The sequence below is a fragment of the Bradyrhizobium sp. Rc3b genome, from assembly GCF_900114915.1.
In the GTDB taxonomy this organism is placed as follows: Bacteria; Pseudomonadota; Alphaproteobacteria; order Rhizobiales; family Xanthobacteraceae; genus Bradyrhizobium.
In genome coordinates, this window is sequence record NZ_FOUS01000025.1 from 1 (window position 1) to 20,517 (window position 20,517).

Consider the following 20,517-nt stretch of genomic DNA (forward strand, 5'->3'; position numbering starts at 1 on the left):
AGTCGCAAAAGGCAGAGTAAGTAACCACCCCCTTGGGGGATGTGTCCTTGACAGGCTTCTGCTTGGCAAGACACGCCCGATGCGCAGGTCTGAAAGCACCCTTCCAGATCACAGGAAACTCCGCTGCTCGCCGCAGATCCTGGTAGAGGACGGGATATTTAATCATGTCCGATACGGCCTTCTGGTCGCTCTTGCCGACTGCAGCTTTGAACTGCGTCCAGAACGTTGTGAAACCGTCATCGCTCCCTGCCGCCAGCCCCGGTCCCGCTGATGTTAGCAAACCAGCTACAAACAGCGCCCCGCCGATGACCGGTCCGATCCAATTCATTTTAATCTCTCCAGCGTCTACTATCGGACTTGAGACCAGCCGGGCACCAACCTCGCGACATCTGTCGCAGGAGAGAGGAAAGGTCGCCTGATCTACAACTATTAACTCGGACATTGCTGCTCGAGTGGCCTCGGAAGCTTAAAGCATCAGGTCCGCTTCGGGTCAAAACCGGCGGTGGTGCCGTCCCTCTCGTGAGTCCGCTCTCCGAAGAGAAGACCCAACGGGGAGTTACAGCGAGCGGCAGCTTGGGGCCAATAAGCGACATCCCGAGCCTCCTTGCCAAAGTCCATTTGGTGCCGCCGTCTGAACCGTCTTACAATCTACCGCGGTGTTGGATTGCGGTCATGGTGCAGGAGGATTGACCAATGACCAGCAGGTATTTTGAAGAAATCGAAGTTGGCGACAGCTTCAAGGCTGGCCCCTATTTTGTCTCCAAGGACGAAATAATACAGTTCGCAAAGCAGTTCGATCCACGGCCGTTCCACCTCGATGAGGAAGCTGCGGCTCGTTCAGTTTTTGCGGGACTGTCGGCATCCGCTGCCCACACGTTCGCGATTTTCATATCGTTAACCAACAAGTTGCAGCCTCCGCGCCGTGTCCTTGCCGGAATGGGCTGGGACGAGCTGCGGCTGCCGAATCCGGTACGCCCAGGAGACGAGCTAGATCTTGAAGTGACCGCTTTGGAGAAACGGGAGTCGAAGTCGAAGCCGGATCGGGGCATCGTGCGCAACCAGGTCCGCTTGCGTAATCAAAGACGCGAAATCGTATTGCAGGCGATCGGCAACATTCTCGTTGCGAGGCGCCCGGATGAGAAAGCAGCCAAGTAGGCCTTTGTCGGCTTGGTCGGCTGTCTGCTATGGGTCACAAGCGATCGTCGGGCGAGAGCGGCCCCACGTCTGCTCTACCGACGATAACGGACATCACGACGTGATTACCATGGTTCGGCTAAGGGCCCAGAAGCGGTCCGCTCTACGGGTCGTGGCGTACTTCTATTCCCACCTGATCCGCACAAAATCGTGACCCTTCGTCGAACGACCCGCGCGTAACGAGCCAATCGAGCCTGCGTATTAGCCAGTAGCCTGTGACGAGGAAGATCACAACGCGCTGATCGAATGCGAGGGATAGATGAAGGAAGCGTTCAATGTTGCCGAGACCGGTTCGGGACCATACAAGGTGCTGGCCCTCTTGCGATGGGTCATGGTGGTCATCTTCGTTTCGTTTGGAATGCAGAAGTTTACACCTCAGTCAGCACAAGGTATCGCCGAATTCATCATCAACAGTCCTTTCATCTCCTGGCTATCCGTGCTCGGCTTGAGAGGTGAGGCTTATTTCCTTGGCGTAACGGAGTTTGTGATTGCGGCACTGCTCGTGGCAGGTGCGTTCAATCCAATGCTCTCGGCTGTTGGCTCGTTTTTTGGCATTGTTACGTTTGCCATCACGTGGTCATTCTTCTTCACGACACCCGGCGTGGTAACGTGGAGCCTGTCGTCCGATCCGATGGCTTGGAATTTGGCGGGCGAGTTCCTGTTCAAGGATATCGTCCTGTTGTGTGTCTGCATCGTGCTGTTTCTTGCATCGCTGCCCAGAGCGAGGATGTGGTTGAGCAGCAATCCGTCGCCGTAGGCGTCAGATGCGAGCTTGCGTCACAACGCGCCTATCGGTGAGCACAACAGGCTCGGCGAACACAGGAAACGCGAGTTCCGCTACGGGTCAAAGGCTGACCCTGGGCAACTCCACGATGCTATTCCACTCACCGCCCGGAAGCGGACAATGCATGGCCATGGGGCTAATAGCTGACATCCAGACCGCGCCGGAACGGATCAAGGGTCCTCGTCGCAGGTGGACGTAATGCGAAACTCAACAACCTCCGGCAGGCCACGCAAATGACTAGCGAGTCGTTCGGCATTGCAGCTGTTGCGGCTTTTGATCGTCATCCGATACTCGGATTGCTGCCCGCCCTCGTCTGCCAAAGCTGACAAAATGGCAGGCTACACCTCCGGAAAATAATCCCATTCCCATTCGGCCCGTCCTGGTGTTATGATTTCTGCGGTATCGTGCCATTGATCCCGGCCTCAACAAGCTTTCTCGAACTCCTGCGAGGGGCGGAGCGCGCGATGGTGAAGCAAGCCAAGTTTTTCCGGAAACAGGCAGAAACGGCTGAGCGTATGGCGCTGGCCTACTCTGATGCCGAACTCTCGCAGAACTTCCTAAATATGGCCAAGGCTTATCGCAACCAAGCGGACGTGCTCAAGGCTAAGGAAAAGTCGAAAGCCAAGAAAAAATCGAACAAGAAGTGAGGCTCGGTAAGACAACAGGATTTTTGTCATGAATAGAGCGGCTGCTATTTTTGCCATCACCCTTTCCTTCGGTGCGGTGGATTTCGCGAGAGCCGATCAGCCGGGACCGGACTGGATGCCAGCTCAGGAAGTGATCGAGAAGGCTCTCAAGTCAGGCTATACGCAGGTGACCAAATTAGAAGCCGACGACGGCCGATGGGAAGGTGAAGGCGTCAAGAATGGCCAGAGAATGGAATTTCACGCCGACGCCAAGACCGGCGCGATCACGTCCGAGAAACTGGATGACTAGGCCGTGTACTCGGCCGCCGCCTGATGTCCGCTCAAGCCCGATCAGCGGGGGAGAAGCAGCAATCTTCCAATGTCACTGAAGGCCACAAGCCGCCCTCGGCAGCTCGCATCGCCAATATCGGCTCAACTCTCGAAAGCGGACAGTGCGAGACCAAGAGCGAAAGTCAGCTAAGGGCTAGAAGCGGACCAATCAGGCCTTCACCGAAAGGGGAGCAAAAACGACATGTTCACTCCCTCTGTGCCGCATGTTCGGTTTCGTCAAGTCAGCGGACAACGGCCGCAGCATCGTCCTTGCTCGGTACCAGCCAATCGATCGCAAGCAGGCAACCTTCGAGGACAATGAAGGCAGCCAGGCCGCCGAGCCAACCGAAGAAGACGATGGAAAAGGTTGCATTGTGCTTTCCTGAAAGGTTCCGAAGCCTAGCCTCAAAGGGCGCTAACCGTCCACTCCACTCAGGGGATCGATCGTGCTACACACCGCCGATGTCAGAAGCTGAAAATAATCACCCAGAATCTGAAAAGAATATCCCAGAACCAAAGTGCGCTAAGTGCCGGACCATCCCTACGCTAGTCCAAACGGTCCTCGATCCTAGCAAGGGCCGGTCCGTTCGCCTGTTTAGCTGCAGTTGTGGAGAGCGCGTGTGGGACGATTAGAGTGTCACTCTCCACCCGGCCCGACTTCTCGGACTGTCAGTTCGGCTAACGCAGGGGCGCTAGTGACGCCGCGCTTGTGAAGTTCAATCATTCCCTGGCGACAAGTTCACAAACGGGATCGTTACGATCTATCAGGCCGAGCTTCCTGAAGGCATGATTGAAGGCCAGTTGAAGATGGGTTGTTGCTTGGGAGTGAAATTGGTGTTCGCGATCAGACGCAAGATCGGCATAACCGTGCTCCACTGGCTGTCAGAGGTCCGATTAGCCGTCGTTCAGTTGGTCCACTTGGGATCGTCCTCGTGCTCGAGGGCTTCCACCAGTCTGGTCCAGTCGTCAGCGAGGTCCAGCCACGCAGCTTCATCAAAGTCGCATCGGGCGTACCTAGCGTTTGAGCGGCGATCTTTCGCTCTCTTGCGGCATCTCTCGATCAGCTCTTTCCGCACAACGGCAGCGCTTAAGTCGGCGGCTTGAGGCCGGGCGAATTGAGCCACTCGGTCACGTGCGCGGCGGTTACGTCCTGGCGGGCCTTCCGCAGCACGCTATCGCGCTCGGACCAGGGGCAAGCGTTGCCGCCACCTTGCGCAGCCCGGTTGCTTCTTCAGCAAGGCACTTTCGAGGGATTTGGTTTGTTTGAAACGACGTCGCTTCTGCACGGCGCTGCTCCTTTCCATGAGAGGAAGGCGGGAGCGCAAACCGGCGTTCTCATCACCGATAAAAGCCACGATCCGTGCGGTAATGGTTCCCGACGTTCGACGGGCCGAAGGGTTGCTCCTAATAGAAAATCAATTCGGCTTCCCCATTTGATCCAGTTGTTCCTACTCCCTCAAGGGCTCGAAGCCCTAGTTCATCTTCTGGCGTAGCTTCCTGATGATCTCGCGGAGGTTGGCGGCGTACTCCTCGATGACGCGCCGCGCCTCGTCCAACCGTGACGGCTTGGCTTCCTTACCCTCGGTCTGTTTGTCGGGCTCAGTCATGGTCCGATGGACCGCCGCGGACGCCGATACCCTTTGAGCTAGATCAAAGAGAGGAAGGTAACTCAGGCGGCATACTTCACGTCCATTGGGAAATTTGCGGGTTATCGCCTCTTCAAGCGCCAATAACCTACCAGTGCGCGCCACTCGAATATAAGGACAATGCTGCCGACCAGCATGGTCCCGACCCCGAACATTATCAAAATCATTTGGAGCATCGAATCTCCGCGGAGCGCGCACGCAAGGGCGACTGCGTTTTCTCCGCCAACCTCGCAGCGATAGGCAAAGCCGGAACTGCGCTCTAAAATGCAATGATGCGCTCTCCGCGGAGAATGGCACGGCGTCGACCAACTCAAAGCCCATCGTATGTAACGGTCTCCAAGATGCGTGCACGGCTATCGGTTGAAAAACCCATTCAGGGCGATTTCTCAAAGCTGCGCATGAAGATTCGTTGCGTCAATCCTGCCCGATCATTTGCGAAGAGCATTCGGGCGGCAGCCTGCATCGCGCGGCCGCTGGCGGTCTGGCTCTCGATGTTTCAAGGCCTTGCACGGACATCGACGAAATCTCGATCATGCTCTTCGCTACCAAACCCGTTCTAGATCCGAGTTTCGCATACTGCCGCAACGTTCGCTTGAGAATACGGACAGGCGACCGGCGTGCTGAGCCAAATATGCATACTTAGTTACACATCGCACAACGTGATCGATTGTCCACCAGCCCGATCCATCATTGGCCAAGCTTGAGCAACCTAATGCAACAAAGGGGCGATTTGATGCGCGTTCAACTAAATTGGTCACACCAATAGATGACGCAAAAAGCCAGTCACCGGAAAATGATCCCTCTCTTCTTCTCCTATTCTCACTGGCTCACAATGAGGCTCGGCTCCTTCAGTTACCTCATAATGCTCGAAGCTTTCTCTACTTTCACTAGAATGACGAGCCAACGCTGTGATTGCATGAATTGACGCAGAGCCTTCTTCCGTTGGATTCGTCATCTCTTGCGATCGCGAACCTGGCTGTCGAAACCCAGTTCACAGAGGCGGACGACAGGCGCGCTGCTCCAAAGCACGATGACGGCTTGCTTTTGCGCGAACCGCGATGTCGGTCCCGACTTGGGCGGCGGACAAGGATGAACAGTCGAACACGAGGAAGGTTTCAATGACAACGACAGACGGGCCCCCTCAGAAAAGGACTCTAATTCCGTTGAAGAAGGCGTTGGAGCGCGGCGGTTTCGGTCGGACCAAGGCCTACGAGCTCATCAAGAAGGGAAAAATCATCGCCTACAAAATGGAGGGCCAGACCATGGTTGATGCCGCTTCGATCGAGGCCTATCATATGAGCCTCCCTCGCATCGAGCCGAGCGGATGAAGAGATGCGCTCTAACCTAGCTAGTTCGCCAATCTTTCATGGGTTACCTCGATCGGTACAATCTTTTTTGGATCAGCAAAGCTATCGATCCGGTCCGCCCAATGCTGCATCAGCTTGGTGCGTGGACCGATCAATGCCAGCGGTCCATGCCGTTTGTAAGTCGCCTTTACAGAGTCGCTTTCGAGATGCGCCAACTGTAGTTCGATGACATCGCTGTCCCACGCCTTGGCTTCATTGACCTCCTCATGATGGCAAAGGGTCGAGAACGTGGTGCGGAAGCCATGGGCGCAATGTTCGGTCTTGGTGTCGATGCCGAGCGTTCGCAGCCGATGACAGAGCGTTCTGCTGGACAGCGGTGTGTCTTTGGCACAAGCGAAAACGTAGCGCCGACTGCCGGTGATCTGCTGCACGCGCTGTAGGATCGTGAAGGCTTGCCGCGACAGCGGCACGACATGGTCCCATCCGGTTTTCATTTTTGCCGCCGGGATGGTCCAGCGCTTGGCATCCCAATCGATTTCGGTCCATTCCATGTCGTTGATCATACCGGGTCGAGGGACCGTCAACGCATCGACCCGGAGGGCATCACCGACCACATCGCCAAATCTGGTCTTCTCCCAAGGCGGCATGATTAGCCTGAAGAGACGAACCACATCCTGCGGCTCAGTGACGCCAGGGCGTGGTGTCGAGACGTGGACACTGAGTTGCTTCTTGCAGGCACGAAACGGATTGTAGCCGTCGCCTTCGAGGTCGGCGTAGTCGCAGACTTGCTCACCGATACTGTGGACCCGGTCACGGGTCTCTAACCTACCCTCAGCCTGCATCGCCCGAAAGAAGGCAAGCACGTCAGGACGCTTGATGTCCGGCCGGTAGAGCTTGCCGAAACGATCCTTCAGGTAGCCGGCCCATCTTTCGAGTAGCGCGATGGTTTCGGGACTGCGCACGGTGACAAGCCTGCCACGTTTGATCTTCTCGGTTTTCTTCTCGGCAAGCCATTCGTCGATCCACGCGCCGAATGGGCGTTCAGCTGCCTGGCGATGCCGTTCGAATTGCTTTTCGATTGAGGGATCGACCGGCCTGTCTTGTGCGAGCAGGGCCTTTGCGGTGTCACGTTTCTGGCGGGCTGTGGCGAGCGAGACGGTGCCATCGTTGCCGTTTCCGTAAGACCCGATGGAGTAGGTCTTCTGCCTGCCGTGAAAGCGATAGGCCATCCGCCAGAGCTTGGAGCCGGCCTTGCCCGGCCTGTTCGGGTCTGGCGTGATCAAGAGATAGAGACCGCCGCCAGTCACGTCCGAAATCTTGGTGGCTCTCCACGCGCCGTTCTCAAACTTCGGTCGGGCGACGCGGCAGTCGACATCGGTCCTGATCTGTTCGGGAGCGGCGTGCTCCTCCTTGTTGCGTGCCATCTGCTTTGGATTTCCTTTTATTCGGAATATCGAATTCCCGTACCAACAGATACCAACAAAAGTGCCAACAAATCGGATGACTAGGGGCGTATGAGAACAAACAGTGACGAACACCGATGTACGCAGAAGCAATTGTTTTTCAAGGGATTTTGTGCACCTCGCGAATAGCGTCGAACAATTTAGAACCGTCTTGAATAGGCGCCTTTCTTACCCACGAGGTAATCGAATTGGCCCTCGGGCCGGCGCATCTTCAGTGGCAACAGGAGATGACCATGATCGCGCTGCTGCTCTACCGGACCGTCGCAGACCACCTTGTTCCCTGGGCCACGGCCTTCGCAACGCGGATGCTGGCGCGCAGCCTCAACATGCCGGAGCCGCTGGTGCATTCGACCGGCGACTATGTGCTCGCGCAGGTCACGGCTTTCGAGCACGGCGTCGGCAGGAGCCTTTGTCCGTTCCGCATCGCCCGCCTGCTCCGCGCCTGGTGGCGCGCATGGCACTGAGTTTCACCCCGAGCCCACCCCAACCATGGAGACCTCTGATGATCGACGCTTCCACCTTCCTGCGCCGCGCCCTGTTGGCCGACGCCATCTTCAGCGGCGTTGCCGCCCTCGGCTTCACTTTCGGCGCGAGCGCGTTCGCTGCTCTGTTCCACCTGCCCGAAGTGCTGCTGCGCGAGACCGGCCTGTTCCTGATCGCCTACGCCGCGCTGGTCGGGTGGCTGGCATCACGGGCCTCGGTGGCGAAGGCGCTCGTGCTGCTGGTCGTGATCGGCAATGCGGCCTGGACCGTCGGCAGCATTGCGCTGCTGCTCTCCAGCGCGGTGTCGCCGAACCTTGCCGGCGCGCTCATGGTCGTCGCGCAGGCGATCGCCACCGGCGTGTTCGCCGAGCTGCAGTATGTGGGATTGCGGAGAAGTGCGAGCGTTGTGGCGGCTTGAGGCCCGGGCTTGGCCGCGCATCAGTCGCGGCCATCGCGCCTCGGCTACGCCTTGGCGCGGCCGACCTTGCCGGCAAAGTGCTTGCCGTTCAGCTTCTTCTTTTTCACGGACGCGGTTTTCGCGCCCGCCTTCTGCGCCTTGCGCTCCGTGCGCGCCTTCACCTTGGCGCGCTCGGCCCGCGCCTCGGCGCGCACCTTCTTGCGCTTCTTCTCGCAAGACTCGCACTTGCAACCGATCGGCTTCAGATAGGCTTTGAAATAGTCGGTGCCGTAATCGTAGTTGATCTCGTCACCCGGCTCGATGTTCCTGATGGCGCGGATGAAGACCTTGCGCTCGCGCGGCCGGACGTCGGACTCGGCATTGGGCCGGCAGGAATGGTTGATGTAGCGGGCGAGGTTCTTGCGCACCGAGCCGTCGATGGTCCAGCGGCCGTTGAGCTCGAACAGGTACTTGTTCTCGATGTCGTCCTGCTCGGGGATCCGCGAATCCAGGATAGGTCCGAAATAGCGGATGATCCGGGTGCCCTTCTTGATCGGCTTGGTGGCGAAGAGGCCGAGCCCGGTCTTGGAGCGGCCGACGCGATAGGGTTTTTGCGAGGAGATGGCTGGCATGATCAAGTAAAGGAGGACGCGAACGAGGCTGGAAGAGCCCAAGCGAAGCCGCTCTTCTAGAACGATTCCGCGCCGCTGTCAGGTCTATCCCACCCCTGTTTGAACCTTGCCCACAATGAAGACGTCTGATGGTACGGAGTTCCCTACGATCGAAGCCTCATGATGAACCGCGTCACCTGCATAGGCCTGGCTGTCTTGATGATCTGCATCGGCCTGAACAGCGCCGTCGCCCAATCCGTGGGCAGCACATACACCTCGACCGCGCCCAAGGATTGCCGCCAGATCGGCAAGCCCAACGAGCTCGACGGCAGCACGACGCGCATCTGTCCGGGCAAGAACGGCCTCCTGGTGCTGATTGCCGAGGACGATCTTCGCGAAATCGTCTCGGTCGGCCGCAATCGCAAGCAAGCGGCCGAGGAACCGGCAGCCAAGGTCTGGTTCGCGCCGTTCAATTCGTCGGAGACCACGATCGAATGGCGCGCCGTGGGCGCAAAGCCGTTTGCGATCATCCAGCGCTGGCACATCGCCGATAACGCCGATCCCGACAAGCAGGGCCGGCCCAACACCAAGGCCATGCTGGTCGTGACCCGGCTGCCGCCGGGCCCGGTCTGTCACGTCGCCTATGTCGATGCGATCGCCAATCCCACCGCCAACGAGCTTGCGCGCAAGGCTGCGGACGATTTCGCCCAAGGCTTTACCTGCGGCAAGGACGAGGTGAAGATCATCGGCACGCGCGGCCGCGCCGTCGAGCTGGCGACGATGCGCTAGCCTCTCGCCTTGGCATGCCGATAGCGCGCCAGCAGCCGCTCTCCCTTCGCCGCGATGCGCCGTGCCGCCGCCACCGTCTTCGGAACCGGCTCGCCCCAGGCATGCGCTGACAGCGCGTGCCTGGTCGGCTGCCCCTTGGCATCGACCAGCGGCGGCAGTTTCGTGCGACCATAGAAGCGCACGGCCCAGCTCCCTTTCCGCCGCATCTCCTGTGGCGTCATCTCCGACTCTTTCTTCGTGACGCCGGGCCGCAAATGGGCGCCCTGCTTGCGCGCAAACGCCTTGCGGCCCGTCGCGGTCAGGCCGCCGCGCGGATCTTTTTCGCGGCTGGATACGCTGCGCTTCCGGGACTTGGCCTTCTTCGCTGTGCGCTTGCGCGTCTTCTTCGCCGAAGCCTTCGACTTTGCTTTTGACGCTTTGGACTTTGAGCTCTTCTTCGCGGTCTTCTTCTTTGAAGTCTTCTTCGCTGCCATGCGCATGTTGTCCACGAGGTTGGGATAGCGGCGGCCGGCGCGGCGGGCGCGCGCCTTCGCCGCCGATTTCTGCGCGGGACTGAGATGCTTGGAGGCCTTGCCTGCCCGCTTGCGGGGATTCGAGCGTTTCCAGGGCGCGCGCGGTGTTCTTGCCATGCGGCGTCAACGCCTGACCACGGCAAGGGTTGCGTTTCGCGGTGGCGATCAGGTGCCGGGCGGCTTCGCCGCGATGGGCGCCGTCAGCATCGCCTCCAGCAGGCGTTCGGCCGTCGTCCCCTCGGGCAGCCGCCCGAGGATGTCCTCGAGCCGTCCATCGAGCAGCAGCATGGTGAAACCGTGCACCATCGACCAGGCGCGCGCGATCGCGGCGCCCTGGTTCAGCGTCAGCGCGTCTTCGCTGATCTGCTCCTGCCGCATCATGCCAATGGCGTTGGCAAGGCCCGCGAAGGAGGCTTCGGCGGCCTCGTGCAGCGAGGGTCTCGAATAATCCAGCCGCTCGGTGCGGAACATGATGCCGTACATGCCGGGATGCGCCTGCGCATAGGCGACATAGGCCTTCGGCCGCGCCAGCGCGCGCGCGAGCGGCGTGGTGGCGGCGTCGGACGACGAGGCCATCGCGGCGTTGAACTGGCGGAAGCCCACGGCCGCGAGTTCGCTGAGCAGGCCGGTGAGATCGCCGAAATGATGGGTCGGCGCGGCATGCGAGACGCCCGCCTCGCGCGCCACCGCGCGCAATGTGAGACCGGCGAGCCCGTCGCGTTCCAGCACCCGTTCGGCGGCCTGGAGCAGCGCCTCGCGCAGGGCGCCGTGATGATACGGCGACTCGGTCTTCGCGCTCGCCGAGCCGCGCCTTGGGCGCGATGCCGCACTCGACGTTGTCTTGCTGGGGGCACGCGCGCTTCGCGCCGTTTCGCTCTTGGGATCAGTCTTGGCCATTTGCAAGCTATATGACGCAATATTGACAGTGTAAAGATTTCGCTTGACCGATGCGGCAATCGGCGCTATCTGATCTTTACGATGTAAAGATTAGGAGGGATACGCCGTGCAGCACGACGCCGTCGCCGAGCGCCGCAACAACATCGCGCCGATCCCGTTTGAAGCGGACGCGCCATTCCTGAAGATCATCGGCGAATTGCCGCGCGAGCTGCACGGCGTGCTCTATCGCAACGGTCCCAATCCGCAATTCGATTCCCCCGGCGCGCATTGGTTCGTCGGCGACGGCATGCTGCACGCCTTCCATCTCGAGAACGGCCGCGCCAGCTATCGCAACCGCTGGGTCCGCACGCCGAAATGGCTCGCCGAGCACGATGCCGGCCGCGCTTTGTTCGGCGGCTTCGGCCGCAAGCTGCCGGACGCGCCGGCTGATCTCACCGATGGCGGCGTCGCCAACACCAACATCATCTTCCATGCCGGCAAGCTGCTGGCGCTGGAAGAAGCGCATCTGCCGACCGAGATCGAGCCGGGCACGCTGGCGACGCGCGGCTATCACAACTACCAGGGCCGCGTCGCCGGCAGCTTCACGGCGCACCCGAAGATCGATCCTGTGACCGGCGAGCTCGTGTTCTTCGGCTACAACGCGGCGGGGCCGCTGACGCCTGCCCTCTCCTACGGCTCGATCGATGCCGCCGGCAAGGCGACTCGCTTCGAGCGGTTCGAGGCGCCCTATGCCAGCATGGTGCACGACTTCATCGTCACCGCGAACCATGTGCTGTTTCCGATCCTGCCGATCACCGGCAGCATGGAGCGCGCGATGCGCGGGCAGCCGCCCTATGCCTGGGAGCCGGACAAGGGCGCCTATGTCGGCGTGATGAAGCGGAGCGGCGCGGCAAAGGACATCGTCTGGTTTCGCGGTGAAGCCTGCTACGTCTTCCACATCATGAACGCGTGGGAGGACGACAACCGCATCATCGCCGACGTCATGCAGTTCGAGGAAGCGCCGTTGTTTCCGCATCCCGACGGCCGGCCGACCGATCCGGAGAAGTCGCGCGCCCGGCACTGCCGCTGGACCTTCGATCTCTCAGGGAATACCGATCGCTTCCAGCAGACCTATCTCGACGATCTCACCGGCGAATTCCCGCGCATCGACGACCGCCACGCCGGGTTGAAAAATCGCCACGGCTGGTACGCATGCGCCAATCCGCGCCAGCCGATGTTCGGCGCGCTCTCCGGCGTCGTCCATGTCGACGGCAACGGAAGGCGTCTCGGCCATTATCTGCTGCCCGCCGGCGACACCATCTCCGAGCCAGTGTTCGTCGAGCGATCGAAGGATGCGGCTGAGGGCGATGGCTGGCTGCTCGCCGTGGTCTGGCGGGCGCGGGAGAACCGCAGCGACCTCGCCGTGTTCAATGCCACCGATGTCGAAGCGGGTCCCGTCGCGCTGGTGCAGCTCGGCCACCGCGTGCCCGACGGCTTTCACGGCAATTGGGTGGGAGCGCAGTAACTCCCGTCCTTCTGGGGCGCGCCACTTGGCGCGCGCCCGGAGCCACAGCACGGACGTGTCACCAAAGAGGCCCGTATCCAGATGCCCTCAATCACCGCAGGCTTCCTCGCCATCCTCGCCCTGGTCTGCGTCGCGCTCACATTCGAAGTGATCCATCTGCGGCGGAGCGGCCAAGTCATCTTCAACGGCGGCATCTTCAACGGCGGCATCCTGCTCGCCCTTGGCCTCGCGATCGCCTGCGCGCTCCCCATTCTGTCGCGCCTGCCCTGGGCGGAATTGGCCGACGAGGCGTCCGACCAGGCCGTTGCCGCCCTTCATCTTTTGGAGGTTGCCTACGTTATTTTGACACTGTAAAGATTTCCCTTGACCCGACTTCGCCTCTGAATTATTGATCTTTACATCGTAAAGATCGGCCTGACGAGATAGGCAATGGCGATTTTCCTGATCCTTGCGCCCTACGGCGCTTACAGCCTCCTGATGCTGGTGACGTCGGCCGCGATGAGCGTGTTCGTGGCCTCCGCGATCTGCCTCGGCACCGTCGCAATCGATGTGGCGCGCGGGCGCTCGGTGAAGACCCTGGCCGCAGGCTCGGCGATCGTGTTCGCCGCAATCGGCCTCTACCTCGTGCTGCTCGACCCGCAGCTCGGAACGCTCGGCGTCAAGCTGTCGGTCGATATCGGCATCTTCGTCATCTCGCTCGGCTCGCTGCTGGTCCGCCGTCCCTTCACGTTGCAATATGCGCTTGAAGCAGTGCCGGCCGAGACCGCGGCGATGCCCGGCTTTCTCTATGCCAATTACGTCATCACCGGCGCCTGGACCGTGGCCGCGCTGTTGATGGCGGCTGGCAATCTCGTGCTGCTCTACGTCCCCGGCCTGCCGCTCTGGTCGAGCCTTGCAGTCGCCTTCGCAGCCCGCAACAGCGCCATCTACTTCACAAAATGGTATCCCGAGTATCGCCAGATCAAGTACGGTACGCCTGCCCGCGCATTGCCCAACGCCCACTGAACAGGATTGACGATGAAGGACGTATTCGCCCGCCTCGGCTCCGATCTCTTCTCCGCCATCCTCTTCCTCGTCATTTATCTCGTCACCGACAACGTCATCCTGGCGACGTCGGTGGCGATCGCCGGCGCGATCGCGCAGGTGATCCACGCCCGCATCAAGGGCCAGCAACTCAACTACATGACGTATGCGAGCCTCGCGCTCGTCGTCGGACTGGGCGGGATCACACTGCTGACCAATGATCCCCGCTTCATGATGGCAAAGCCTTCGATTGCGCATTTCGCCATCGGCGCGATCATGCTGAAGCGCGGCTGGATGCTGCGCTACATGCCGCCGATCGTCGTCGAGACCGTTCCGGAATATGTGACGGCTGCAGGCTATGCCTGGGCGCTGCTGATGTTCGTCATCGGCGTCGGCATGATCGTGGTCGCTTCCACGGGCGATCTGAAGCTGTGGGCCTTCTATCTCACGGTGGTCGCCGGCGGCGCCAAGATCCTCGCCTTTGCCGTGCAGTATGTCGTTCTAAGGCTCATCGTCACCAGCCGCCGGCGCGCTGCAGCCCGCGCTTAAATGCCCTATCGCGGGGTTAGGCAGGAGCTGCGAGTTGGGTTATAGGCTCGCTTAAGGACTGGCCGCGGATCGTCGCGGTCCGCCGGGATTTGTTCGGGAGACGGGAATGGCCGTAGACGGCAACTGGAATCTGACCATGACGACGCCGATGGGCGAGCGCCAGACCACGCTGAGCCTGAAGGCCGCCGGCGGCACGCTCACCGGCACGCAGCAGGCGGAAGGTAATACCACCGAAATTTTCGACGGCACCGTCTCCGGCGACAACGTCTCCTGGAAGGTCTCGATCGACAAACCGATGCCGCTCACGCTCGAATTCACCGGGACCGTCTCCGGCGACAGCATCAACGGCGAGATGGGCATCGGCCCGATGGGCAGCTTCCCGTTCACCGGCGCCCGCGCCTAAGGCCGCGCAGCATCATGCGCGTGCTTCGTCTCATCGCGGCGACGATGCTGTGCGTCGCGACACAAGCGGCGCGCGCGGATGACACCGAACCGGCGTGGCGCGCAAGCGCGCTCGCCCTGCTCCCGGCAGGCTATGTCGCCGGCGCCGCTTATCGAACCGATGGCTCGATGGGATATCTCGCGGTCTATCCGGCGACGTCGAACGATCCGAAAACACCGGCAAGTGTGTTCGCTGCGCGCCAGGCCCTCGTGGTCACGCTGACGCCGGATGCAACACGCGCCGTGTCAGCCGAGTTGAAGCCGCGCGCGGAGCCCGATCCCGACAATGACGAGACCGATTTCGCAAAGCTGCACGCCGATCTCGCCGCCGGACGTGCAAAGCTGCCCGAGGGCACCGAGCCCTGCAGTCTCGGCGCCTGGTCCGTCGACAAGGACCCTGCTGGCCTCAACGTGCGCGCCGAGCCGTCAGCGACGGCGCGTGTGCTCGGCACGCTGCCGCCGCCCTACCGCTTGAAGTTAGGCGGCGCCGAGAACACGCCCGACGGCGGCTGGCTCACCGAATTCCGCATCATCGGCTTCAAGAACGGCTGGTTTCTGATCGAAGGTGCCAAGCCGCCGGGCAAGGACTACGAGGACGAGAAGAGATATCCGCGGAGCGCTCCCAAACCCTATGCCGGGCGCGGCTGGGTTGCGTCCAACAAGGTCGGCGCGAGCTACGCCAACGGCTACACACGCGCGGGCGGGCTGTTCCAGGCTCCCTTCGTTGATGCCAAATGGATGCCGGCCCAGCGCGAGCTCGGTGGCCCGATCGATGGTGACGGCGGCCCGAAGCGCCTCTTCGCCTGCAGCGGCTTCTGGGGTCTGGTCGAGAGCCATGACGGCGTCCGCGGCTGGTGGCGCGCGCTGTGCTCCAATCAGGTAACGAACTGCAGCTGAGTATTCTCCCTCGCCACGCAAGCGGCAGAGCAATGGCGCTTTGCGAGTCCCGAGAGCGCGCCTCGTCCTTCGAGACGACCGCTTCGCGGTCTCCTCAGGATGAGGCTAAGCAGCATCCGTGCTCGTTGAAACTACAGCCGCGCAGTCGGTCCTCATCCTGAGGGCCCGCCAACGGCGGGCGTCTCGAAGGATGGCCACAGGCGAAATCGCTCACGCATGCGATTGTCCTGCCCGCATGCGGGGCGAGGTAAAAGGGCTAGCCCAAATTCAACTCCTTGAAGAAGTCGTTGCCCTTGTCGTCGATGATGATGAACGCCGGGAAGTCGACGACTTCGATGCGCCAGATCGCTTCCATGCCGAGCTCGGGATATTCGAGCACCTCGACCTTCTTGATGCAGTGCTCGGCAAGGTTCGCCGCGGCGCCGCCGATCGAGCCGAGATAGAACCCGCCGTACTTCTTACAGGCCTCACGCACGGCCGGCGCGCGGTTGCCCTTGGCCACCATCACCATCGAGCCGCCGGCGGCCTGGAACTGGTCGACGAAGGAATCCATGCGGCCGGCGGTGGTCGGACCGAACGCGCCAGAGGCGTAGCCCTCGGGCGTCTTGGCGGGGCCCGCGTAATAGACCGGGTGGTTCTTGAAATAATCCGGCAGCGGCTCGCCCTTCTCCAGCCGCTCGCGCAGCTTGGCGTGGGCGCTATCGCGCGCCACGATCATGGTGCCGGTCATCGAGACCCGGGTCTTGATCGGATACTTCGAGAACGTCGCCAGAATGTCCTTCATCGGCTGGTTGAGGTCGATCTTGACGACCTCGCCGCCGAGCGCCTGCTCGACCTGCGGCAAATATTGCGCCGGGTTGTGCTCGAGCTCCTCGAGATAGACGCCGTCCCTGGTGATCTTGCCCAGCACCTGTCGATCGGCCGAGCAGGACACGCCAAGCCCGATCGGCAGCGATGCGCCGTGACGCGGCATGCGGATCACACGGACGTCGTGGCAGAAATATTTGCCGCCGAACTGCGCGCCGACGCCGAGCGATTGCGTCATCTTGTGGATTTCCTTCTCCATCTCGACGTCGCGGAAGGCGTTGCCGTCCGGCGAGCCGTGGGGCGGCAGCGCATCGAGATAGCGCGCGGAGGCGAGCTTCACCGTCTTCATGCAGAGCTCGGCCGAGGTGCCGCCGATCACGATCGCAAGATGATAGGGTGGGCACGCCGCGGTGCCGAGGGTGAGGATCTTTTCCTTAAGGAAAGCGAGCAGCCGGTCCTTGGTCAGCACCGAGGGCGTCGCCTGGAACAGGAAGCTCTTGTTGGCGCTGCCGCCGCCCTTCGCCATGAACATGAACTTGTAGGCGTCATCGCCTTCGGCGTAGATCTCGCACTGCGCCGGCATGTTGTTGGCGGTGTTCTTCTCCTCGTACATCGAGAGTGGCGCGACCTGCGAGTAGCGAAGATTGCGGCGCAGGTACGCATCGCGCGCGCCTTCCGACAGCGCCGCCTCGTCGTCGCCGTCAGTGATGACGTTGCAACCCTTCTTGCCCATGATGATCGCGGTGCCGGTGTCCTGGCACATCGGCAGCACGCCGCCCGCGGCGATGTTGGCGTTCTTCAAAAAGTCCAGCGCGACGAACTTGTCGTTCGGGCTGGCCTCGCCGTCCTCCAGGATCGCGCGGAGCTGCTTCAGATGGCCGGGGCGCAGGTAATGATTGATGTCGCCGAAAGCCGCCTCCGACAGCGCCCGCAGCGCCTCGCGCGACACCACCAGCATGTCCTTGCCCAGGACCTTCTCGACCCTGACGCCCTCGGCCGTGATCTTCTTGTAGGGCGTCTCGTCCTTGCCCAGCGGGAACAGCGGGGTGTGCTTGTAGGGCGGAACGGGCTTTGACGGGTCGGGGAAGGCGGTGGGAGCGTTCATGGGGCGAATCTCGGGGTTTGGGGCCACGCGCGGGCCCTCGCGTAGAAGCGTTCTAAGCCCATTTTGGACGGAAAAGGAAGGGACCGATACGCATGAGAGCGCGCGGCCAGGGCTCGGGAAGGCATTGGCGCAGCACGTGGAAATGCCCGTTCCCACCCTTGCACTTCGCGCCCGACGACGCTTGAATGCGCGCCCTAAGGGGCTTTTCATCATGACATTGAACTTGAACGTCCGCGGCGCGATCCTGGTCGCCGCCGCCATCACCGGCCTTGTGACCCTCATTTCGCCCGCACGCGCCGACCGCTGCGACGACAGTGCCAAGGAGCTGGCGAACCAGGTCGATCGCCTCAAGGTGAATTTCCGGGCGGCCAACGTTGTTTACCTGACGCACCCGGCGGCCAAGGAGCTGTCCGTGGGTTGCCGCGGCGACAAATATTCCATCGAGCTCTATGCAAAGGGCGATCGCAAGCCGACGCCAGAATTCTATGCGCTGGTGGGATCGATGGCGGCGATCGTCTTCACCGTGACCAAGGACGACACCACGACGGGCGCAACCCGCTGCCTCAAGCGGATGGGTCTGCTGCGCGGCGACAAGATCAGCATGCGATATCGGCGACTCAACATGGAATGCACCCGCACCAAGAAGGATGCGTCCATCGCGATCACGCGCGGCAAGGACGAATAGGCGGGGTTGCCCTCCTTCGTAACTGCTGCGGACACGGTACACGTCTGGTTCGACGCACTTGGCCACATACTCCGTCATTGCGAGCGTAGCGACTTGTCCGCCGAAGCCTTGGCGAAGGCGGAAGCAATCCAGAATCCCTCCGCGGAAAAATTCTGGATTGCTTCGTCACAAGGGCTCCTCGCCATGACGGGGAGAGGTTCGTCGCCTCCTTTGGCAGCGCGCGGATGAGACGCAAACACGGCCCTCCCGCCACACCAATCCTTCGCATTTTATCGATTGCCTTGAAGGAATTTTCGCTCCTCGCAGCGCAGGGTCAGTTGCTTCCATGTGTGAGGATTTGCGGATGAAGGTTTCCACCGTTGCGCCGCCGCCGATCGCGATCGTGGTTCCGAGCTACGACACGACCAAGCAGCAGGACGATCAGACCAAGACCAAGGACGCCGACCCCACCTACAAGCCGCAGCCGCCCGCGCCGCTGCCGCCGGGTCAGGGCACGCGGATCGATCAGCTCGCCTGATCAGGTTTGCCTAGGCTGAACCGATCCGGTCGATCGGGCCTTTCGTACGTCTGGCCCTATCTTTGCCGGATAGCAAAGCCAACATCGTGCGAGATTGCCGGGGGAGCCGCGCATGATCGCCAGACTGCTGCTGCAGAACACGATCACCACCGCCGCGATGGGCGCGCTGCTGTTCGCCTCCGCAGGGACGCTGCGCTGGCCCTCGGCCTGGGTGTTCCTCGCGACCTGCACCCTGCTCGGCCCGCTCTGCGGCTGGTGGCTCTACCGGATCGATCCGGCGCTGCTCGCCGAGCGGCTGCGGCCGGTGCTGCAGAAGGATCAGCCCGCCGCCGACAAATTGTTCATGAGCGTCTTCGTCGTCGCGATGCTGGCCTGGCTGGTGCTGATAGGCGTCGACCGGCGCCTTCAATCGTCCGACATGCCGGTCGCGCTTCAGGCCTTCGGCCTCGCGCTGTTTCTGGCCTCGACATTGTTCACGATGTGGGTGTTCCGCGAAAACTCGTTCGCTGCTCCCGTGGTGAAGCTGCAAGCCGAGCGCGCGCAGCGCGTGATCTCGACCGGCCCCTACGCCCATGTGCGTCATCCCATGTATAGCGGCATGGTCCTGTTCTTCGCCGGCGTGCCGTTGCTGCTGGGCTCGTGGTGGGGACTGGTGATGGTCCCGATCCTGGTCCTCCTGTTCGCGATCCGCATCGGCATAGAGGAACGCACCTTGCGCGATGGCTTGGCGGGCTATGCCGATTACGCGGAACGGGTGCGCTATCGCCTGATGCCGGGCGTTTGGTGAGCGCGCATCGCGCTGCCTCCTCCGAACGGCTGACGCCTGGGAATGCGGACTTCGCTAGACAGCGGTGGCACGCAACGCAACGAAAGACGCGACGATGTTCTGCAAGCCGCCCTGCCCCGACGAGCATGACCTCTCGCCTCTGCCCGATGATTCAGACGACCGCTCTGGGCCGCAGCGTCTACAGACGCCCACCGGCCACGACGCGTTCGGGCGATTGATCGCGCCCGAAGCGGCCGGTCCGGAACGGGGGCTGCCGCCAGCCTCCCTCCGGACCGGCTAAAGTTCTTCTTTTGACGCGTTTTCTTGACGCGAACCGGTATCCACTTCGCTCGAAAACGCTTTAGCCATCCAGTTCGCGATAGCGGCGGAAGATGCCCTGCTCGTTGAAGGGAATGCGGCGCTCGCTTGCCAGATAGGCTTTGATGTTCGGCCGCGCAGCGATGCGGTCGTGCAGGCCGAGGAGGCCCGGAATGTCTGTCTCGAACGCCTTCATGCGCTTGGGAAAGGCATAGCGCAGCCCCGCGACGATCTGGAACAGCGAGAGATCGACATAGGTCAGCCGCCGGCCAGTGACATAGGCGCCGCCATTCTCGGTGAGAAGCTGCTCGAAATAGCCGAGATATTTCGGCACCCGCTCCTCCCAGAAATCGGCCGTGCGTTTCTTTGCCGGCGGCTTCTGGTCCTCGTAATAGAGCGAGGGTCCGAGCGGATGATGGGTGTCGTGGATCTCGACCACGAGGTCGGTGATGGTGAGCTGAAGCTGGTGCACCCAGAGCCTGCCGGCTTCCGTCTTCGGCGCGAGCGCATGGCGGGCGCCGAGATAGAGCAGGATATTGGCGGTCTGGCCGATGACGAGCTTGCCGGCTTTCAGGAACGGCGGCGCAAAGGGTGGCGTGTCCTTGTGTGCGTCCATCATCTTCATCATCGCAGCCGTGCCGCGCGGCCCGCGCGCGACATCGACGTAGGCGGCCCCCGCCTCCTCCAGCGCCAACCGCACATATTCGCCGCGGCCCTGGATCTCGGGCCAGTAGTAGAGCTCGTATTTCATGAGAGAGGTCCGTGAGCGTGAACACGTACGGACCAATGTAGCATGTGGCTCGGAGTTCCGGCAGGGTGAGACGGAACGGCGCCACCAAACACTCCGTCATTGCGAGGAGCGAAGC

The 20,517-nt window shown here is 61.6% G+C and carries 26 protein-coding genes; 18 read left to right on the forward strand and 8 right to left on the reverse strand.

Annotated features, from left to right (window positions below; all coding sequences use genetic code 11):
* Positions 1 to 328, reverse strand: a 328-nt coding sequence (locus BM190_RS37310; protein ID WP_092262751.1) for a hypothetical protein, incomplete at its 3' end; no start/stop codon positions are given.
* A 365-nt stretch (positions 329 to 693) separates the two neighbouring features.
* On the opposite strand from BM190_RS37310, the gene BM190_RS37315 reads away from it, so the two are divergent.
* From BM190_RS37315 to BM190_RS40860, 5 genes are all read left to right on the forward strand, one after another.
* Entirely contained in the window at positions 694 to 1,155 is a 462-nt protein-coding gene (locus tag BM190_RS37315) for a MaoC/PaaZ C-terminal domain-containing protein (protein WP_092262636.1), read from the forward strand.
* Between the two features lie 298 nt (positions 1,156 to 1,453).
* Positions 1,454 to 1,951: a YkgB family protein gene (locus BM190_RS37320; protein WP_092262639.1), complete on the forward strand. Its 498-nt coding sequence runs from the start codon at positions 1,454 to 1,456 to the stop codon at positions 1,949 to 1,951.
* A 491-nt stretch (positions 1,952 to 2,442) separates the two neighbouring features.
* A complete protein-coding gene (locus tag BM190_RS37325) occupies positions 2,443 to 2,625 on the forward strand; it encodes a hypothetical protein (RefSeq protein ID WP_092262755.1) in 183 nt (60 codons plus the stop codon).
* Between the two features lie 28 nt (positions 2,626 to 2,653).
* Positions 2,654 to 2,914, forward strand: coding sequence for a PepSY domain-containing protein (locus BM190_RS37330; RefSeq protein WP_092262643.1), 261 nt, complete (start codon positions 2,654 to 2,656; stop codon positions 2,912 to 2,914).
* Between the two features lie 244 nt (positions 2,915 to 3,158).
* Positions 3,159 to 3,320: a hypothetical protein gene (locus tag BM190_RS40860; RefSeq protein ID WP_177237517.1), complete on the forward strand. Its 162-nt coding sequence runs from the start codon at positions 3,159 to 3,161 to the stop codon at positions 3,318 to 3,320.
* A gap of 1,086 nt (positions 3,321 to 4,406) precedes the next feature.
* On the opposite strand, the gene BM190_RS41675 is transcribed toward BM190_RS40860, so the two are convergent.
* Positions 4,407 to 4,541, reverse strand: coding sequence for a hypothetical protein (locus BM190_RS41675; protein WP_283806144.1), 135 nt, complete (start codon positions 4,539 to 4,541; stop codon positions 4,407 to 4,409).
* Positions 4,542 to 5,743: 1,202 nt separating this feature from the next.
* On the opposite strand from BM190_RS41675, the gene BM190_RS40085 reads away from it, so the two are divergent.
* Positions 5,744 to 5,908, forward strand: a complete 165-nt coding sequence (locus BM190_RS40085) for a helix-turn-helix domain-containing protein (protein ID WP_143109171.1) — start codon at positions 5,744 to 5,746, stop codon at positions 5,906 to 5,908.
* A 20-nt stretch (positions 5,909 to 5,928) separates the two neighbouring features.
* Here the strand turns inward: BM190_RS40085 and BM190_RS37340 are convergent, their stop codons facing one another.
* Complete coding sequence (locus tag BM190_RS37340; RefSeq protein ID WP_092262648.1) at positions 5,929 to 7,311, reverse strand: tyrosine-type recombinase/integrase; 1,383 nt, start codon at positions 7,309 to 7,311, stop codon at positions 5,929 to 5,931.
* A 272-nt stretch (positions 7,312 to 7,583) separates the two neighbouring features.
* Between BM190_RS37340 and BM190_RS37345 the strand changes: the two genes are divergently transcribed.
* The gene (locus BM190_RS37345; protein ID WP_177237518.1) at positions 7,584 to 7,814 is read left to right on the forward strand and encodes a hypothetical protein; all 231 of its coding nucleotides are present in this window, start codon (positions 7,584 to 7,586) and stop codon (positions 7,812 to 7,814) included.
* 38 nt (positions 7,815 to 7,852) lie between these two features.
* A complete protein-coding gene (locus BM190_RS37350; RefSeq protein ID WP_092262655.1) occupies positions 7,853 to 8,251 on the forward strand; it encodes a hypothetical protein in 399 nt (132 codons plus the stop codon).
* 44 nt (positions 8,252 to 8,295) lie between these two features.
* On the opposite strand, the gene BM190_RS37355 is transcribed toward BM190_RS37350, so the two are convergent.
* Entirely contained in the window at positions 8,296 to 8,862 is a 567-nt protein-coding gene (locus tag BM190_RS37355; protein ID WP_092262759.1) for an SET domain-containing protein, read from the reverse strand.
* 162 nt (positions 8,863 to 9,024) lie between these two features.
* Between BM190_RS37355 and BM190_RS37360 the strand changes: the two genes are divergently transcribed.
* Positions 9,025 to 9,630: a hypothetical protein gene (locus BM190_RS37360; RefSeq protein ID WP_092262762.1), complete on the forward strand. Its 606-nt coding sequence runs from the start codon at positions 9,025 to 9,027 to the stop codon at positions 9,628 to 9,630.
* Here the strand turns inward: BM190_RS37360 and BM190_RS37365 are convergent.
* Together BM190_RS37365 and BM190_RS37370 are read right to left on the reverse strand one after the other, a co-directional pair.
* Entirely contained in the window at positions 9,627 to 10,259 is a 633-nt protein-coding gene (locus BM190_RS37365) for a DUF6321 domain-containing protein (RefSeq protein WP_092262659.1), read from the reverse strand. The genes BM190_RS37360 and BM190_RS37365 overlap by 4 nt on opposite strands.
* Positions 10,260 to 10,307: 48 nt before the next feature.
* Positions 10,308 to 11,039 carry a TetR/AcrR family transcriptional regulator gene (locus tag BM190_RS37370; protein WP_092262666.1) on the reverse strand — a complete coding sequence of 244 codons (732 nt, stop codon included), beginning with the start codon at positions 11,037 to 11,039 and terminating at the stop codon, positions 10,308 to 10,310.
* Positions 11,040 to 11,145: 106 nt separating this feature from the next.
* Here BM190_RS37370 and BM190_RS37375 point away from each other — a divergent pair, with 106 nt between their 5' ends.
* From BM190_RS37375 to BM190_RS37400, 6 genes are all read left to right on the forward strand, one after another.
* Positions 11,146 to 12,543, forward strand: coding sequence for a carotenoid oxygenase family protein (locus BM190_RS37375; RefSeq protein ID WP_092262670.1), 1,398 nt, complete (start codon positions 11,146 to 11,148; stop codon positions 12,541 to 12,543).
* Positions 12,544 to 12,624: 81 nt separating this feature from the next.
* A complete protein-coding gene (locus BM190_RS37380) occupies positions 12,625 to 12,897 on the forward strand; it encodes a hypothetical protein (protein ID WP_092262675.1) in 273 nt (90 codons plus the stop codon).
* A gap of 75 nt (positions 12,898 to 12,972) precedes the next feature.
* On the forward strand, positions 12,973 to 13,548 hold the full coding sequence (locus BM190_RS37385) for a hypothetical protein (RefSeq protein WP_092262678.1): 576 nt from the start codon (positions 12,973 to 12,975) through the stop codon (positions 13,546 to 13,548).
* A 12-nt stretch (positions 13,549 to 13,560) separates the two neighbouring features.
* Positions 13,561 to 14,115 (forward strand): inner membrane-spanning protein YciB, encoded by a 555-nt coding sequence (locus BM190_RS37390; RefSeq protein WP_018321878.1) that lies wholly within the window; start codon positions 13,561 to 13,563, stop codon positions 14,113 to 14,115.
* A 106-nt stretch (positions 14,116 to 14,221) separates the two neighbouring features.
* A complete protein-coding gene (locus BM190_RS37395) occupies positions 14,222 to 14,518 on the forward strand; it encodes a hypothetical protein (RefSeq protein WP_018321877.1) in 297 nt (98 codons plus the stop codon).
* 14 nt (positions 14,519 to 14,532) lie between these two features.
* A complete protein-coding gene (locus tag BM190_RS37400; protein ID WP_092262681.1) occupies positions 14,533 to 15,453 on the forward strand; it encodes an SH3 domain-containing protein in 921 nt (306 codons plus the stop codon).
* 256 nt (positions 15,454 to 15,709) lie between these two features.
* Here the strand turns inward: BM190_RS37400 and BM190_RS37405 are convergent, their stop codons facing one another.
* Positions 15,710 to 17,365 carry a fumarate hydratase gene (locus tag BM190_RS37405; protein ID WP_092262685.1) on the reverse strand — a complete coding sequence of 552 codons (1,656 nt, stop codon included), beginning with the start codon at positions 17,363 to 17,365 and terminating at the stop codon, positions 15,710 to 15,712.
* A 211-nt stretch (positions 17,366 to 17,576) separates the two neighbouring features.
* On the opposite strand from BM190_RS37405, the gene BM190_RS37410 reads away from it, so the two are divergent.
* The 3 genes from BM190_RS37410 to BM190_RS37415 all read left to right on the forward strand — a co-directional run bounded on the left by BM190_RS37410 (position 17,577) and on the right by BM190_RS37415 (position 19,354).
* Entirely contained in the window at positions 17,577 to 18,050 is a 474-nt protein-coding gene (locus BM190_RS37410) for a hypothetical protein (protein ID WP_092262688.1), read from the forward strand.
* 343 nt (positions 18,051 to 18,393) lie between these two features.
* Complete coding sequence (locus BM190_RS40865; RefSeq protein ID WP_018321873.1) at positions 18,394 to 18,567, forward strand: hypothetical protein; 174 nt, start codon at positions 18,394 to 18,396, stop codon at positions 18,565 to 18,567.
* 112 nt (positions 18,568 to 18,679) lie between these two features.
* Positions 18,680 to 19,354, forward strand: coding sequence for a methyltransferase family protein (locus tag BM190_RS37415; RefSeq protein ID WP_092262691.1), 675 nt, complete (start codon positions 18,680 to 18,682; stop codon positions 19,352 to 19,354).
* A 340-nt stretch (positions 19,355 to 19,694) separates the two neighbouring features.
* Here BM190_RS37415 and BM190_RS37420 read toward each other — a convergent pair whose 3' ends face one another.
* Complete coding sequence (locus BM190_RS37420; protein ID WP_092262694.1) at positions 19,695 to 20,402, reverse strand: glutathione S-transferase; 708 nt, start codon at positions 20,400 to 20,402, stop codon at positions 19,695 to 19,697.
* Positions 20,403 to 20,517: the final 115 nt, after the last annotated feature.